Origin of the sequence: Draconibacterium halophilum (assembly GCF_010448835.1) — a bacterium.
Classification (GTDB): domain Bacteria; phylum Bacteroidota; class Bacteroidia; order Bacteroidales; family Prolixibacteraceae; genus Draconibacterium; species Draconibacterium halophilum.
Genome location: NZ_CP048409.1, coordinates 3,682,074 through 3,700,146 on the forward strand (window position 1 = coordinate 3,682,074; position 18,073 = coordinate 3,700,146).

Here is an 18,073-nt window from a genome sequence, read left to right on the forward strand (position 1 = left end):
TAGCTGCATTAAAAGTTTATTTCCAATCCGAATATATATTTGCGTGTTACCGGATATAAAGTTCCTCCATACCCTTCAATACCCACTTCAGGATCCATCCCTGAGAAGTTCGTTGATGTCCAGATATTCTCTCCGGAAAGCTTAAGCACTGCACTGTTTAATCCAACTTTCCGGATAAACGAGCCCGTTAGAGAATATGATAAGCTCAGATAATTTAAGCGCAGGTAGCTTCCATCTTCCAAATAACGCGATGATGGTTTGTTCGACAGTTTATTGCCCAATAAAACCGGCCGGGGATGCGTAGCTATATCTCCCGGTTTTTCCCAACGGCTCCACCCTTCGTGTAATTTCATGGCGTTGTAAGTGGGGTAAGCTCCGTCGTTATCGAGCAGCTCGCGCAATTGGTGGTATATTTTATTGCCCCATACAAAGTTGAAGTTTGCATCCAGTTTAAAATGTTTATAAATGAAAGTATTCATAAAACCACCAAAATACCTGGGCGACGAGGTACCAACGTTTTGCAGGGTTGCCGCACTGTAATTCGATGTTTTTTCAATAATCTTTGAACCATCTTGAGCAATGGTAACTTTTTCCCACAAAGGATTACCGTTCGAGGCATCGACTCCTGCCCATTTTCGCAAGTACCAGGTGTTTATGTCCCAGCCTTCGCGAATAATTTTATTGCCCATCGAAATGTCTTTCCCATTGTTCAACTTCAATACTTTGTTTTTATTAAAACTCATATTAAGGCTTGCATTCCAGTTAAATGCAGACGACTTTACAATTTCGGCATCCCAACTAAACTCTACTCCCCGGTTTTGAATTGACCCAACATTGTCGGTATACCAATAAAAACCAGTTACCAGAGGAAGTGGAACATCTTGCAATAAGTTTTCTGTCTTTTTATTGTAGGCATCCAGTGTTAGATTTATCCTGTCAAACAATCGGGTATCAACTCCAAAATTGAAGTTTTTGTTCGATTCCCATGTAAGGTCGGGATTGGGTAGCCTGCGCGGAAATCCGCCTGGTTCGCCATTGTACTGTACCGTCATATTATAAAGTCCCAGAGCCACATAATCCGATATATTTGCATTTCCTACCGAACCATAACTTAGTCTTAGTTTTAAATTATTGATGCCTCCTAAGGATTGCATAAAGTTCTCTTTTGTGATAACCCACGATGTGCCTAGAGAATAAAAATCTCCGAATCGTTGATTGGCTCCAAATCTTGATGACCCGTCGCGACGATAGGAAAGCTGTACCATGTACTTGTTTTTGTACACGTATTGCGCATTCGACAATATGGATAAAAATGCCGATTTTGATTTTATTCCGGCAATCGATTTCGGTTCCGAAGCCCCGTTCAGTATTTCCAGCGAAGGGTAAATTCCTTTTCCTTCACCGTTCATCCCGTCGGAATACGATTGAGAATATTCGTAAGCCACAATTCCGAATATCGAATGATCGGTATAATCTGTTTTAAATCGAAAAATATTACTGGTTGACAAATCACGCATATACGAATAACTGTTATACAGTGTTCCCGAATCGGCTTGCCCTTCAGGTGTACGCGAATCTTCGAGTGCTTCAAATCTCGATGTGTATGTTTTTATCCTGTTGTTCGAAATAAATGTTAGCCAGTTGGTAAGTTTGTATTCAACCCCCAAATCGGTCATATATTGAGTGCTTCGGTTTTTAGTATAATTGTATTGCCGGGCATATAATGGATTCCACTGGTTTCGCCCATACCATTTCATGCCATCAATTTCAGTTCGCCCAACTTTTATTGTCCCATCATCAAAATAAGGGTTATCCCACGGTAGCAAAACGTAAGATCCGTATACCAGTTCGTTCTCGTTGTTAAAATTATTTTGGAAAATACCTTCTCCTTTCAACAGTAATTTTACTTTGTCTGATGCTTTATAATCGAGATTTATACGGCCCGAAAATTTTTCCCATTTGTGTCCACGTGCAACTCCTTCTTCATTAAAATACCCCAAACTGGTATAAACCATTGTTTTTTCTTGTCCGCCACTGTATGATAAATTATAGTCGTGAACAATTCCATTCTGAAAGGCAATATCCTGCCAATCGACACCATTTATTACACCTTCCGAACCTGCCGGAGGAAATTGGCCTGCAAGCTTTTCGCCATCCATCGACATGACATAATCGTGTAACTCCTGCCCATTCATCAGGTTTAAGTTACCATGATTAACCTGGGAAATTCCGGTACTTGTTTTTAACTTGAAACTTGACGTGTTTAGTTTCCCTGTTTTAGTACGAATCAAAATTATCCCATTTGAAGCGCGCGAACCATAAAGTGCAGCTGCGGCAGCATCCTTTAATACTGACACAGATTCGATATCGTTCGGGTTAATGTCAGGCGAATCTGTTCCAAAAATAACACCGTCGACCACCCAAAGTGGTTCGTTTGTGTAATTAATTGAACCTTCACCACGAATACGTAATGCAGGTTTTTCGCCCGGTACTCCTGATAAATTTGAGACCAGCAAACCAGTTACTTCGCCTTGTATTTGGTTCAATAGGTGCGGACTTGTAACTGTCATTAACTGTTCTTCATTTATTGCCTGAACGGAGCCTGTAAGCGTAGATGCAGTTTGGGTACCATAGGCAACAACAATTACCTCATCTATATTCCTGCTCGATTCGTCCATGGTAATGATTAGATTCTCCTGTCCGGAGTAATTTACTGTTTGTTTCTCCATCCCAATAAATGAGAATTCGAGAATTACAGGAGATCTAAATGCGTCGATGCTAAAAATACCCCGGTTATTAGTTACAGTACCCAAAACAGTACCGCTGATAACTACCGATACCCCGGGAAGCGGTAAGCCTGTTTTGTCAATTACTTTTCCTTTAATTGTTGTTTTCCCGCTGTTGGCTGCATTTGCATCGGTGGGGAAAATAATAACTGTTTGATCTTGTATGATAAAGTCCACCGGTTGCCCTTCGAAAAGAAGCGCTACTACTTCATCAATACTTTTGTTTTGAATGTTGAGATTAACTTTACGTTTAACATCCATTAAATTGTTGTTGTATAAAAAATAATACTGATTTTGGTCTTCAATTACCTGCAGTGCTTCTTGAATAGTTACATCAACCAGGTTAAGGCTAATGCGCATATTCTGCGAATTAACCTTTGTTGAAAGAAATGAGAGGGCTAGTAATGATGCTATAAAAATTACCAGTTTCATAATCTAAATCACTTTTAAAAAATAGAATTACGAGGAACGTCCTGTCACTCTACTTTTTTTATTATTTTTGATGTGAATTAGATTCAAAAAAGTTTATTGCCTGAGTGCAAGTCAGGTAAATTCAAACAGGGAAGAGTTCAATCTTCCCTGTTTTTTTGAATAAACTTAAAACCATTTCTATCTATTATTGCGCTCCTTTATAATGATTTTTCTTTTCGAATAAATACCGTTCTTGTTTTTTGAAGCTTGTATGATCGAGTAGTCTATAGGTGATGAGATACTTAATAAATTAAGAACCTGCTCAAGCGATTCGTTTATAAATGTTGCTGTAAAAATTAGTTCATTCAATTCTTCGTCAGCAATTTCAACATCTACATTGTACCAATTTTCCAGTTTTTGTACTACCGTTTCAATTCCATCCTCAAAAAATACAATTCGTCCATCTTTCCAGGCATTGTATTTATTCAAACTCCTTTCTTTATGAATTACGATATCCTTTTCTTTGTTATTGTAAACAGCCACTTCGTTTGGTGTTAATGAAACCAAAGCGTTATCATCGCCGGAATTTGCTTTAAGAAGACTTACTTTTCCTTCTTTTAGCGCTACGGTTAAATCCGGTGCATTTTCATAGGCCGAAACATTAAAAGCTGTTCCCAGCACTTTAACATCAAGCGCCGATGTTTGCACAACAAATGGTTTCTCTGCATTTTTTGTCACCTCGAAAAATGCTTCACCTACCAATTCGATTCTTCGTTCTTCCATGTTGTTGAAAGAGTTTGGATAGTGTATGCGGCTTCCCGAGTTTAACCAAACTTTGGTACCATCAGCAAGTTCAAATTCGGTTTGAGTGCCGTATGCTGTTGATATATCCTGATAGACAACGTGTTCTTTTTCAGGCACCGAAAAATAAGTGTACAAACCGGAAATTGTTATAGAAACCAACAGCACTGCCGCCACCTGCCTTGCAATAATCAGCCACCGCTTTTTCGAATCAGAAAACGAAATTCGCTTTTTCGTTTTTAGCAACGAATCTTCCACATCAATAACATCACCAACAACTAATTCCTCAGATTTCTTCCATAATTGTTGATAAGCCTCATAATCTTTGGCATTTTCTTCCGATTCAGCAATCCATTTATTGAGTTGTGATTTCTCATCTTTACTTAACTCTTCAAAAACAGACTTAGCAAGCAGGTGCTCGATATTTTTATTCGTATTGGTCATTAATTAAAATTGTATTACTTACATAAAGACGTATCCTGACTGTACACACCCTACACAAAAAATGTAATACATTACATATTAAGCAATTAAAATTATACAGACAATAAATAACTGTCCAAAATTATAATTCTTAATCAGAATACTTATGTCCTTACAAGCATTTTTTCCGGTACCAATTACTCTATGTTTAACTGCCCTTCCGAGTTTGCTTTATTTAGGTTATGCACTTTTGTTGTGCCGCCACCTTTTAGCGTTAATTCAACAGGTTTATTTGTTTTCCATGCACCACGGGTAAAATCCGGAACGTCAATTGGTTTGGAACCGTTTGCAATTGACCACTCACTTAATGGAGTAATACAACTCCATGCTGCTGCATCATAAACATCCATATCCATTGGTAATCCGTTTCGTAAACAGTCGATTAAACGCCAATCCATTAAAAAGTCCATTCCTCCATGACCTCCAACTTGTTTTGCCATGGCACCAATTCTACTTACAATCTCGGGCGTGTATTTTTCTTGTAACTCCTTCATTTTAGCATCATCCGCTATATTATGACCAAATGCGATGTGTTGCAGTGGCCATTTTTGTGCGAAACACTTTGTACCGCTCAACATATGAATACGCGAGTACGGGCGCGGAGAACTAATATCATGCTGAATCATTATTGTACGCCCCTTCACGGTACGTATCATTTGCAGATCCATATTGCCACGCATTTCTACACCTACAAACTGCTGTAAATCCGGACGGTCAGGCGCTAATTCCTTAATTCGGTTTTTTAAAGTAAAGTCGTCAGACATCATTGCAGTTAGGTAATCCAAACGGTCTCCCCTGTTAATATCCATTGCCTGACAAATTGGGCCTAAACCATGTGTTGGGTATACATTTGCTTTACGTGTGTTTTCGTGCAAACGCCATAATTTATCGTAAGCGCCATCGCCACGTGGCTTATCGTCTTGTGGTTTATTAAAGTGCCAGTAATCTAAATCATGAATGTAAGCACCTTCACCATGTACCAGGTCACCAAATACACCCTGACGAGCCATGTTTAAGGTTAACAGTTCAAAGAAATCGTAACAACAATTTTCAAGGATTACACAGTGCTTTTTGGTTTGTTCCGAAACCTCAACCATTTCCCAGCATTCGTCCATTGTTTTTGCGGTGGAAACTTCTACTGCTGCATGGCTGCCGCCACGCATTGCTGCCAGGGCAACAGGTACGTGCCACTCCCAGGGTGTTGCAATATACACCAGGTCTACCAGTCCGCTTTCGCACAGTGCTTTAAATGCAGTATCGCTTCCGGTAAATTCTTTTGCTTTAGGCAATCCGGATTTTGCCAATGAAGCCTGGGCACCATCAATGGCAGCCTGACGTGTATCACAAAGGGCAGTAACTTCAACACCATCAATAAACCCCATACGGTCTACTGCTCCAATTCCCCTGTCTCCAATTCCAACAAAACCAATTCGTACTTTATCCAATTTAGGCGCAGCATAACCACACATGTTAAAGTTCATTGCCGGAGTATGTTCGGCAGTTTTACGGATAGATTTAAATTTTTCCTTTTCAGTTACACTACCTGATGCCATTAACGGGGTACTGGCAACAACTCCTGCTCCAAGTCCTATATTCTTTAAAAATGTTCTACGATTTGTACTCATCTTATTTGTTAATTTTAGTATTTGTTTAGCTATTTTACTTTATTGACGAATATTTCATCCGCACACCCTACATGCAAATGCGGAATATCTTTGTTCTGAAATCTTGATTTTGCCTTATAATTTCAACCTTTAAAACTACCTAAACCCTCTATTAATCGGGCTTAACAACATTGCTTACATCAGATATAAAAGTTTGAGCTTCTTGTTCTGTTTCTGCCTCAGCGTAAATCCTGATAATCGGCTCTGTATTCGACTTGCGCAAGTGAACCCAACCAGCGGGAAAATTAATTTTTACCCCATCAACAGAATTACACGGATATTTCGCAAATTTTTCGCGAACTCCGTTAAGAATTGCATCCAGATCAATATTATCATCCAGTTCTAATTTATGTTTTACCATTTTGTAATCAGCATATTGCGCTCGCAATTCTGACGACGTTTTTTTTGATTTGGCCAGATGGCTTAAAAACAACGCAACTCCAACCAAAGCATCTCTTCCGTAATGAAGCTCAGGGTAAATAATGCCTCCGTTGCCCTCTCCTCCAATGGATGCTTTTTGCTCTTTCATTTCCTTTACAACATTAACTTCGCCCACTGCCGATTCGAAAAACTCAACACCATGTTTTTTTGCCATATCTTTTAAGGCCATGGTTGATGACAAATTCGCGACTAACGGACCTTTAGAGTTTTCAAGAATGTAATCAGCAACAGAAACCAGCGTATATTCCTCACCAAATGGTTCGCCATTTTCGCAAACCAAAGCCAGGCGATCGACATCAGGATCGACTATAATTCCAAGATCAAGCTTTGTGGTTTTAACCAAAGAACATATTTCATTTATGTTTTCAGGCAGGGGTTCCGGATTATGCGCAAACTCTCCGTCCGGCGTACAATTAATTTCTTTTATAGTATTTACGCCCAAAGCCTTTAGTAACTTTGGAATTGCAATTCCTCCAACAGAGTTTACCGCATCAATAGCAATTGAGAAACCTGCTTGTTCAATCAGTTTTTTGTTCACCAAGGGAAGATTTAATATATGCCCGATATGCTTATCCAAATAATCTTCCTTTGAATACGTACCTAAATCATCCACTTCGTTAAAGGTATATTTCTGGCTTTCCACCATTTTTAGCAAGTCTTTACCATCCTGATCGGAGATAAACTCTCCCTGACTATTTAATAGCTTTAAGGCATTCCAGTTTTTAGGATTGTGACTCGCAGTTATGATAATTCCTCCTCCTGCGTAGTGATCGGTTACAGCCATTTCAACAGAAGGAGTGGTTGCCAAACCAAGATCGATCACATCTATACCTACTGAAAGCAAAGAACCTACAACAAGTTGGTTAACCATTTCACCACTGATTCGTGCATCGCGGCCTATTATTACCTTTTTATTGCCACCACTATTCTTTAACCAAACGCCAAAAGCACTTGAAATGCTTACGATATCCATTGGTGTTAATGCCTCTCCGGGTTTGCCTCCTATCGTTCCTCGGATTCCGGAAATTGATTTTATTAATGTCATCTATTATTTTTTTTGATAAAAGATTATTAATTACTCCATAATTTTGCAGGGTAGACACCTTGTTTTACCAATGTATTGATGCTACTTATTGCCTTTTCTTTATCCTCCTTATATGTTACACCAAACCACCGTGCTTCAGACTTCAATACTTTGACTTTCGTTTCCCCTTCACTAATAATTTCGCTTACTACAAAAGGGATATAAAACTCGGATTTTAACTCTTGTCCGTATTGTTTGAGAAACTGTGTGAATTGAGTTTCCAAATGACTAAATATACCTGGTGTAAAGCCCCAAAAATTCATAGAAACGATTGCTTGACTATCAATAAAAATCCACTTATGGGAATCACGATAGGCAATTCCGGCATCCTTCTTTTCAACCTGCGTTCGTTCAACAACCGACAGCAATTGATCATTATTATCCGTGTTACAAACACCCCTTGAAACAGAACCATTCTCGGATATTGTATTTTGTAAACGATACCCTACCATACCAAACTCGTCATCAGTGCATTCATGCATTAAAAATTCTGCCATTGTAAAAAAGGCCTCTCTCCCGTAATAGTCGTCGGCATTAATAACCGCAAAAGGCTCATTGATACATTTTTTAGCCATTAAAATAGCGTGTCCGGTTCCCCAGGGTTTTGATCTTTCCGGCGTGTAATTACATCCTGCAGGAACTTTATGCACTTCCTGCGTTACATATTCAGCCGTAATTTTTCCCTCCAGCTTTTTATTAAAAAGAGCTTTGAACTCCTCTTCAAAACTTTCTCTGACAACAAAAACGATCTTACCAAATCCCGCATCAATGGCATCATTAATCGAGTAATCAATAATCGTTTCTCCCGAAGGGCCAATAGGATCTATTTGTTTTAAACCTCCATAGCGGCTTCCCATTCCTGCAGCTAATACTAATAATGTTGGTTTCATCTTTATTATTTTTTCAGGTATTCTTTGTTTTAAAGATTTGCCTTGACAACCTTTTTCATTCCGTCGTACTGCTCTTCAATACTTTGCAATAACTTGTATTGTGCACGTGTGCGTACAAGGTTATGTTCGGCATATTTTGTTTTGTAGTAATTATCGCCATCAATATAATCCATCAGAAACCTCAACACCTGTTCGTAAGTAATATATTTAGCTGAAAACGCCAGGTAATCGATCTCCACCTGTGTTAAGAATGATTTTGCTTCTGAAAGGTAACCGCGGGTATATGCCTCAAATATTTTCATATCCATCGAGACCTTGTCAAGATCCTTATCATCCTCCAGTCCGGTATTTGTATACGACCGAATGGCATCTCCAAAATCGTTTAAAGCAGTACTGCTTAATACGGTATCTAAATCAATCACACACAGCACATCTCCTTTATCGTCGAAAAGAATATTATTGATTTTAGTATCATTATGTGTAACTCTTGTTGGTATAATCCCGGTTTCAACTTTCTTCCAGAATTCGAGCATTTCTTCTCTTCTTTCCTCAATCCAGGCAATCTCCTCTTCCAGTTCTTTTTTACGATCAACCGGATCTTTAGCCAACACTTCGTCCCACTGCTTAAAACGGAAGCGTATATTATGAAACCCAGGTAAAATATCCGATAATTTTTCTGCAAAATCTGAGGTCATGCGTTGGAATTTACCAATTCCCTTTCCACCTGCATAAGCTAACTCAGGAGTATCGGCAGCTTCGTAGGTAACACTGCCGGATATAAACAAACAAACCGCCCAATACTCACCTTCCTCATCAACATGATATAAAGCTCCTTCATTCGTTTTAATAACGGTTAATGCCTCACGCATTGGATCTCCTCCCCGGGCACTAATCTTGTTCTTCAGGTGCGAGGTAATTCGTTCAATATTATCCATCATGGCCGGAACATCTGTAAAGATTTTCCTGTTTTTTCGTTGCATCAGGTAATCGGGAGAAGCATCCGATTCTGTTTTTATGATAAACGTATCATTGATAAACCCTTCTCCTAAAGTAGCTATATTTTTAATCTCGCCTTCCAGGTGAAAGTGCTCAGCTATTTCGTATAAGTTCGTTTTCATATCTATTTGGTTTGATTATTATTTTCTGATTTTAGATCCTTTTACAGCAAAGAATAAGATATAGAGGTAAGCGGGGATGTAAATCCAAAAGGCACTTTTATAATTGGCTACGGTGGTTATTTCCGATGTTCGAACCATATCGATGATAAATCCAAATATAAAAGGGAGTACGGCTCCTCCAACTATTCCCATTACCAGTAACGAAGCACCGGTTTTGGTAAATTTTCCCAAATCAGCTATTGCCAAAGGCCAAATGGCAGGCCACATTAATGAGTTGGCAAAACCAATTAATGCCATTGCATAAATCCCAAATTTCCCTGGTAAGAATATCAGTAATAAAGCCGCTCCAATTCCAATCAGGCTAAACGCCTTGAGTGCAGTTGACTGCGACATATATTTTGGTATCATAACCACTCCGAACAAATACCCAATTACCAATCCTAAAGGCACATAAATCGAGAAATGATCCAGGTTCATGGACGAGTCTCCAAATACAGCTTTGGCATATCCGATTATCGATACCATTGGCAGTGTTTCAACTCCTACGTACACAAATAAAGCGGCTACTCCCAGCAATAGATGAGGAAACTGAAAAATACTTGACTTAGATGAAGTCTCGCCAGTAGATACATCTGAGCTGTCTTCTTCTCCTTCTGCTTTTACTTCGGGCAGTGGCGCAAAAATCATAAAAACACCTAAAGCCAGTAATATCCCGGTTACAATATAAAATGGTAGTGTTATATCTTCCAGTCTTACATTTTTTAAGTCCAAAAAAATTCCCAGAAACAAAGAGGATAACCACCACGCTGATTTGTTCATAATCCCCATTAAACTCATTCGCATTGCGGCGCTTTCTTTTGGTCCGATTATGGTTACATAAGGATTTACTGAAGCCTGTAATACAGTATTGCCGATGCCACCAATAAACAATGCGAGCAGGAATAGTGGAAAACTTAACTGTTTTGAGGAAGGGATAAACAGAAACATTCCTAATGCCATAATAAAAAAGGCAATTACCATTCCGTTTTTATAGCCCACTTTTTTAATGATTGCTCCAGCCGGGGCTCCAAATATTACAAATGCAGAAAAAATGGCTACCGTAACCAGGTACGATTGCGATGTTGACAAATGAAAGGCATCCTGCAAAAACGGTGTTAAAAAGCCACTGATTCCTATCCCGAAGCCAATTACAAAAAACAGTATACTCACAATTGCCAGTGGCAACAAATAATTACTTCGATTTAATTGTATCGATTTTTCCATATTTTTATTTTTAATGTCGGTTATGCTTCAATTAAAATTTCGCCAAAGAATTCAAGTAGGTGAAAGCCAGGATTATCAGCGATAAATGATTCTATTCATCACTTTCTCACTTTAAAGATTGTTGCCATTTCCAGGCCGAAGCCAGCATATTTTCAAGGTCGCGACTTGCTTTCCACTCCAATTTCTGGTTGGCTAAATCTGTTTCTGCATATATTTTTTCGATATCTCCGGGGCGGCGATCCACAATTTTATAATTAAGAGGCTTGCCGCTCACTTTCTCAAAAGAGTTAATAATGTTTAGGACACTGTAACCATTGCCGGTTCCAACATTAAAATGTTCGTAGTTATTATCCGATGCCCTACTCAAAAGTCGCTTAACAGCAGCAATGTGTGCTTTTGCCAAATCCACAACATGAATATAATCCCTGATGGCAGTTCCATCTTCAGTATCATAATCATCTCCAAAAACTTTTAATTCAGGAAGAATATCTGCTCCTGTCTGCGTAATAAATGGGATGAGGTTATTAGGTACGCCTTTCGGTAATTCGCCAATCAAAGCTGTATCATGCGCACCAACCGGATTAAAATAACGTAGCGAAATAACATTCAGTTCTTTAGCAGCCTTACAACAATCCTGAAGAATCTCTTCACATATTTTTTTGGTATTGCCATACGGCGATTCAGCATTTTTTAAAGGTGCGTCTTCAGTTACCGGCAGCTTATCGGGCTGGCCATAAACCGTGCATGACGAAGAGAACACAAGATTTTTGCTTGCACACTCATTCAGTTCGTCCAGTACATTCATCAAGGAAAGCAAATTGTTTTTGTAATACTTAACCGGATGCTCAACTGATTCTCCCACAGCCTTAAAAGCAGCAAAATGGATGATGCCATCAATATCGTTATTCTCCTTAAAAAAAGAAGTCAACTTTGCGCTGTCACACAAGTCAAATTGATAAAATTGAGGTTTAATTCCCGTAATTTTTTCAATTCTGGAAATCACTTCCATCTCCGAATTAGAAAGATCATCAATAATTACAACTTCAAATCCTTCTTTTATTAATTCAACTACGGTGTGAGAACCAATGTATCCGGTTCCTCCAGTCACTAAAATCTTCTTTTTTCCCAATTAAATATCCTCCCTTATTTTCATTTACTCATAAAATTACCGTGCAAACATATATAATTTTTTGCAAATTGTTCACGTGATCATTTCAATTTTATTTAAATGTTCGGAATCGAATTACGTAATAATATACATTACTAACCCATATATACGAGTCACTCAAGGAAATTACGATTGACATGATCACAAAACTTATTGTTCTCGTGATCATTTAGCTAAAAAACAAAGAGGCCATCCCTGAGTAAAATCAATATTTAACTTGAATGGAGATGTTTATAATGATACAAGGAGATTGTTTTGAGTTTACTATTAGTCGAAAACTCCTTTATATGGTTCCACTGAAATGAAACTTCTGATATGACAAGTTTCCGGATAAATGAAGAAATGGGAATGATTATTCTAAGAAATAGGAATAATTTTCTTTCACTATGATCTCTATCGGGAGTAGTTTTTGTTTTGGAACATCTTTATTAAACGCCAGGTGATCCACCAATAGATTGATGGCACTGCTCGTCTGTAACCCCGGATTCTGAAATATAAGAAACTCAATGTTGCCTTTTTTCAAGTGATCTAAATTATCGCGTACCAAATCATAACCAAGAAGTACCAAATCAAGTTTATAGGCCTCGATTACATCTGCCACATAATGTACCTTTGAAGTGGTTACTATTACACCTTTAATTTTAGGAAATTTATCCAGTAATGCCAACAACTGCTTTTCGATAGATTTACGATTTGCAACTTTTAAAACTTTAATCTTATCCCGTTCTATATTATTAGATGTCAAATAGTGTATAATACCTTTTTCCTTTTCCTGCATGTGCCTTGCGTTGGAAATATCTTCATCAATATGAACGATCAGATATTCATTCTGCTGTGTTAACAGCCTTTTCAGCAAACTGGCCGCAATCTCACCACTATTAAATAAATCCTGACCAACATGACACAGGGTATTAATCTCTTTAATATCTGTGTTGAAAGTGGCATAAGGAATACCTTTTGCCTTACACTCTTTAAAAAATTCAATAGCCTCATTGTAAAAAACCGGAGCCACCAAAACTCCATCACATCCTTCTTTTAAAATCTGCTTTGCATTATATGTAAAACTTACTTCTTTGAATGAGTTAAACAAATAAATACTCACATTGATGCCCAAAGAGGAAAGCTCATCAATTGTCTTTTCAACACCATCAATAGCTCTTTTCCAATACATATCTTCAGATCCATCAGGCACCAGAACGGCAATTTTAAACAACTCACCTTTTCGTAATGATCGTGCAACCAAATTGGGTTGATATTCAATTTTATCCAGGATCAACTTAATTTTATCGGAAGTTTCTTTTGACACAACACCACGCCCATGAATAACTCTTCCTACTGTCGCTCTTGAAACTCCTGCCATTTCGGCAATATCTTTTAAAGTATAATTTGATTTCGATTTCATTACGTAATCCCCGGATGCAATATTTATTTAGACAAATCTCTGTAAAAAAATCCAGAATTGGCAATATAGAATTGAAACAAATTTAGTTTAAGCGACATAATTGACTCATACAGCATTATGTCGGCGGCATTTCACTTAATATATGAGATACTAATAACCTGTTTTTTGTAACGTCCCAACCCTAATAGCGTCATAAACACAAAACCATTTTAAATTATATTGATTTATGAAGACTTTAATTTTCGTACTTGTTGCAACTATTATGGCAAACTATTCTTTTCAAAACAACAAAACATTAGAAAAAATTCTAGATTCCTCGCTCAGGGTTTACCAAATATCTGGATACCGCGGCCCCAAAATCGATATCAAGCAAGATAGTCTCGCGCAGTTTCTAACTGCCCTTCATTATAACATTCCGCTTTCTGAAATTGAAAATGAATTGAAATGGAGTACCGAAACAACAAAGAAAAACATCAATGCCCTTATTGAAAACAAGTTGCTTACAAAAAAGGGGAATTACTATCAACCAACTCTTGGAATACTCACTTTGGAACGAGGGAATTTATTAGAAGAAAAATCTCAAAAAGTGGCAAATGAAATAGCAGACAGTATATGCAACTGGTTACCCAAAATAAAAGATATACATAAGCAAACAAATATTTCTCAGCAATATGATTTCCACGAATTGTCTCTTTTTTATCTGAGCAATGTAATACTCGATAATTTTCAAATCCAACGGATGGAAGAAGAATTCCTAAACAAAGAGCGACCTTTGAGAAATGGAAGCCGATATTACCTTGCCATTGTTGAAGATAATCAAGCAAACAAAACCGAACCTTTCGGAATTTATGGCAACCGCGGGCTGCTTTGGAATGACTCAATAGGCGTTTGCGTATATGGCAATAAACGAATCAAATCAAACGTAGGTTGGGATAATTATGAAACCAAGAATATTCATGTCTTTGATAAAAATGATACTCAGTTGATAACCCAAAAAATGCCGGAAATATTTTTCCAATGCCTGCTCGACATCCTGAACAAAAACAAACCATATTTTGAAGCAACATACCACGACCTATATTTTGACAAGGAAGTTTCCTTTGAAGAATTCTTTATCTTTTGGTACCATTTTATTTATACAGAAACGACTGACATTCTCATTGCAAAAAACATTGTTGAGAAACCGCAAAATGAAATGTTTTATTATCAGATTGCGGTGAATTTTTGAACAAATTGATTTTGAAATAATTTCACAAAGAAATAAACACTTCCGATTTCAATACTTAACCTAAAAAAGCTGCCAGGAAAAGGGGAAATGGGTATCTTTTATGATAAAAATCCAAGATCATAGAATGCTTAATATACATTTTTATATATCCCGAAAAATGTCCGTTTTTTGCACCTTGTCCGGCACGTGTATCCGCACATCCAATCAAAACTAAAAACTCGATTGTAAATAAATAACAACGAAAGTTTGGTCTATCGGAAAGATTAAGTTGAAAAAAGCTTGAGGCTGGGAGTAAAACACTCCAGCCTTTTTAGCTACTCCCATTATCCGCCATATCCAATTGTTGCTGCGTGTTAGAAATCAGATTCTGGCATTACATATCATAAATATCCACTCAGTAAACCAACACATATTTATTTAGTAAACCGGTATAAAAACTGGCTCTATTTAATAAACTATCTAACAATACATTACCCACAACAAGTGTAAAATTAACTTTTAAGATTTGCATATAACAAAGCTTACCGCTACATTTGAATTGTACAAAACGAGTTCATTGAGAGAGAAAAAATATTTTCCGCATTGATCATTAAATTGGTAAACTCAACAGAAAAAAATTAACCGAGTAAGCTCTTTATGGTTGTAAAAACAGGCCTTGTAGTCCCGATTTATCGGGGTGAGTCTTCGGACCAGTGGAAGTTTGATCAGCCGGGCGCTCAAATCCTGTTATACAGGGGTTTTACACAATGGATTAATGCGGATTTTTTTTGTCCTTACGTGAACCGCTTCACAAACACCATCAACACCATCAATACACTTATAAAAACAGCAGATCGGGCAATAAAATCGCCATGTTTTACATAGTATGTAAGCGTTTTATTTTTATTAATTTCTCCGGTAATTGCAGCTTCTTCCCACCACCTGGTTGCTTGTAAAACGTCACCACGCTGAGTTATAAAACATGAAGTCCCTGTGTTTGCCGACCGTGCAATACTCCTTCGGGTTTCAATGGCCCGCAATTGCGAAAACAATAAATGTTGTTTGTAACCACGCGAGTTCTTCCACCAGCCATCGTTGGTGATCACAAAAATAAGTTCTGCTCCCTTTTTTACATATTCAGTTACGTATTCGCCAAATACTGATTCGAAGCAAATTACCGGTGAAATTACCGCGTTTTGTGCTATCAGATTTGAGGCTTCCTGCTGGCGGCCCAATGATCCGGATGCACCTCCCAAATCAATGTAGTTGTTTTTCAGGAAGGAGAAATACTTTTGAAATGGCACCTTTTCAACTCCGGCAACCAATTTCGATTTATGGTAAACCTGTATTTCACCGGCTTTTGTAAAAAGCATTGCCGTGTTGTAGCGGTCGTAAGTTACGTTATTGTTATGCTGTGCCGTGTACGTAACATCCGCTTTGTTTTCGTACACTTCGATAGACGATACCCCAAAAACCATATCCGCCTTTTCATACTGCTGAAGAAAGTTTTGTAAACGTTTTAAAAATACGTTAGAATCAGGTGTTGCCTCATTCCAAAGGGTCTGATGTTCGAACAAGGTTTCCGGGCCAACAATAAAGTCGGTACTGTCGGTTGTTACTTCGGCGGCCAAACGCAGAAAATCATCCAGTTTTTGTGTTTCTGCTTCCATGTCAAACTTTTCATTATACGGATCAACATTGGGCTGTACGATGGCAACGTTTATTGGATTTTCTTTTTCCTTGTATGAAGAATACAGCTGAAATGAAATGATTAACGGAACGACTAACAACACCAGTAAAACTGTTGAACTGGGAATCGTTTTTTTCAATGGGCTTTTTTGCTGAATATTTCGAAAAACCTGAAACAGCAAAATATTCAGCAGGAGTACCCACAGCGTTCCGCCAAAAGTTCCGGTGTATTCGTACCATTGAATGATCTTTACTTTATTGGCTAATACACTTCCCAGTTGCAAACAGGGCCATTCAATATCCCATTTAAATTGCAGGTATTCTAATGAAACTATAAAAACAACCAGTGAAATATAACCCAGCTGCGATGAAAAATTTCTTCGGATGGAATGTGCGGCCCACCACACCAGCGACATTAAAAAGGCGTTGAAAATCATAGCCGCCCCCACTCCCACCAGTGCAACTTTCGCCATCCACCACGAAGCCAGAACATTCCAAATTATTGCGGCAAGAAAAACATGCCCCCACAACGAAACGGCAGGAAAACCTTCTTTATGGTTAAAAAAGAAATTCTCGAGGTAGAGTAAGGGAACGAAAGCAAAAAACAGCACCCACCCGGGAAATCCCAGCCAGGACAAACTCAACAACGCTCCTGCACTAACAGAAAGTAATAGCCTGTGAAATCGTTTCATAGGCAGCGGTTATTATAGCAAGTCGGAATAAACAGCTTTTTTATTCCTTTTTGATTTTTCAAAAACAAAATCAACCTTCCCAACCACAAGACCGCCCCACCAGGCCTGGTTTACAATTACGGGCTGTCCGAGCTTGTTCTTTTCTTCCAGTGGCTTTTCCAGATACGAATGCGTGTGTCCTCCAATTATCAGGTCGGTGTGAGAAGTTTCTGCGGCAAGATTCATGTCGCTTACTTTATCATGCCGGTATCGTAATCCTAGGTGAGATAGACAAATTACAAGATCGCAGTTCTTATCGTTTTTTAGGAAACTTTCCATTTCGCGAGCAACAAGCAGTGGGTCGTTGTATACGGTTTCACCATAGTTAACTTTACCAACCAGGTTTTCCAGTTCGATACCCAGACCGTAAAGACCAATTTTAATTCCTGAGCGTTTAAAAATCTTAAACTTTGGGAAACTTCCTGCTAAAATGGTATCCGAAAAATCATAATTCGATGTTATTAACGGAAACTCAGCATTTGGTAACGGATCCTTAATTCCCTGTAAACCGTTATCAAATTCATGGTTGCCAATGGTACTTGCATCATAACCGGCCTCACTCATTACCTGTAACATCAACTCGCCTTTAAAGTAATTAAAATAGGGTGTTCCCTGGAACATATCGCCGGCATCAAGTAACAATGTGTTTGGATTGTGTTGCCTCTGCAGATCTGCAAGCCTGGCAATTCGGGCCAAACCACCTTTGTTGGCATAACGCTCATTCGTTCCGGTAAATGGCTCTATATGGCAGTGTATATCGTTGGTATGCAGAATAGATATCGTAGTAAAATCTTCGTGTGCAAATAATTCGTAGGGCACAGCACCTAATGATATTCCTGCGGTACCAGCCGCCACATTTCTAATAAATCGTCTTCTATCCATACAATTAAAGTTGCTTATTTATATGATATTGCAAGGAACTATTACTAATATTT

General features: G+C 38.2%; 12 protein-coding genes. 1 reads left to right on the plus strand and 11 read right to left on the minus strand.

Going from position 1 to position 18,073, the window contains the following annotated elements; all coding sequences use genetic code 11:
* Positions 1-8: 8 nt before the first annotated feature.
* From G0Q07_RS14860 to G0Q07_RS14900, 9 genes are all read right to left on the minus strand, one after another.
* Positions 9-3,218: a SusC/RagA family TonB-linked outer membrane protein gene (locus G0Q07_RS14860; protein ID WP_163347544.1), complete on the minus strand. Its 3,210-nt coding sequence runs from the start codon at positions 3,216-3,218 to the stop codon at positions 9-11.
* A 177-nt stretch (positions 3,219-3,395) separates the two neighbouring features.
* Positions 3,396-4,442, minus strand: a complete 1,047-nt coding sequence (locus G0Q07_RS14865) for a FecR family protein (protein WP_163347546.1) — start codon at positions 4,440-4,442, stop codon at positions 3,396-3,398.
* A gap of 176 nt (positions 4,443-4,618) precedes the next feature.
* A complete protein-coding gene (locus G0Q07_RS14870) occupies positions 4,619-6,106 on the minus strand; it encodes a Gfo/Idh/MocA family protein (RefSeq protein WP_163347548.1) in 1,488 nt (495 codons plus the stop codon).
* Positions 6,107-6,257: 151 nt separating this feature from the next.
* The gene (gene glmM / locus G0Q07_RS14875) at positions 6,258-7,631 is read right to left on the minus strand and encodes a phosphoglucosamine mutase (RefSeq protein ID WP_163347550.1); all 1,374 of its coding nucleotides are present in this window, start codon (positions 7,629-7,631) and stop codon (positions 6,258-6,260) included.
* Positions 7,632-7,657: 26 nt separating this feature from the next.
* The gene (locus tag G0Q07_RS14880; RefSeq protein ID WP_163347552.1) at positions 7,658-8,560 is read right to left on the minus strand and encodes a nucleotidyltransferase family protein; all 903 of its coding nucleotides are present in this window, start codon (positions 8,558-8,560) and stop codon (positions 7,658-7,660) included.
* 29 nt (positions 8,561-8,589) lie between these two features.
* Positions 8,590-9,678, minus strand: a complete 1,089-nt coding sequence (locus tag G0Q07_RS14885) for a phosphotransferase enzyme family protein (RefSeq protein ID WP_163347555.1) — start codon at positions 9,676-9,678, stop codon at positions 8,590-8,592.
* 18 nt (positions 9,679-9,696) lie between these two features.
* Positions 9,697-10,941, minus strand: a complete 1,245-nt coding sequence (locus tag G0Q07_RS14890) for an MFS transporter (RefSeq protein WP_163347557.1) — start codon at positions 10,939-10,941, stop codon at positions 9,697-9,699.
* Between the two features lie 106 nt (positions 10,942-11,047).
* A complete protein-coding gene (galE, locus tag G0Q07_RS14895) occupies positions 11,048-12,049 on the minus strand; it encodes a UDP-glucose 4-epimerase GalE (RefSeq protein WP_262887968.1) in 1,002 nt (333 codons plus the stop codon).
* Positions 12,050-12,461: 412 nt separating this feature from the next.
* Positions 12,462-13,511, minus strand: a complete 1,050-nt coding sequence (locus G0Q07_RS14900) for a LacI family DNA-binding transcriptional regulator (protein ID WP_262887969.1) — start codon at positions 13,509-13,511, stop codon at positions 12,462-12,464.
* Between the two features lie 226 nt (positions 13,512-13,737).
* Between G0Q07_RS14900 and G0Q07_RS14905 the strand changes: the two genes are divergently transcribed.
* The gene (locus G0Q07_RS14905; RefSeq protein WP_163347561.1) at positions 13,738-14,739 is read left to right on the plus strand and encodes a hypothetical protein; all 1,002 of its coding nucleotides are present in this window, start codon (positions 13,738-13,740) and stop codon (positions 14,737-14,739) included.
* A gap of 773 nt (positions 14,740-15,512) precedes the next feature.
* Here the strand turns inward: G0Q07_RS14905 and lnt are convergent.
* Positions 15,513-17,099 carry an apolipoprotein N-acyltransferase gene (lnt, locus tag G0Q07_RS14910; RefSeq protein WP_163347563.1) on the minus strand — a complete coding sequence of 529 codons (1,587 nt, stop codon included), beginning with the start codon at positions 17,097-17,099 and terminating at the stop codon, positions 15,513-15,515.
* A 12-nt stretch (positions 17,100-17,111) separates the two neighbouring features.
* Positions 17,112-18,020: a bifunctional metallophosphatase/5'-nucleotidase gene (locus G0Q07_RS14915; RefSeq protein ID WP_163347565.1), complete on the minus strand. Its 909-nt coding sequence runs from the start codon at positions 18,018-18,020 to the stop codon at positions 17,112-17,114.
* Between the last annotated feature and the right edge of the window lie 53 nt (positions 18,021-18,073).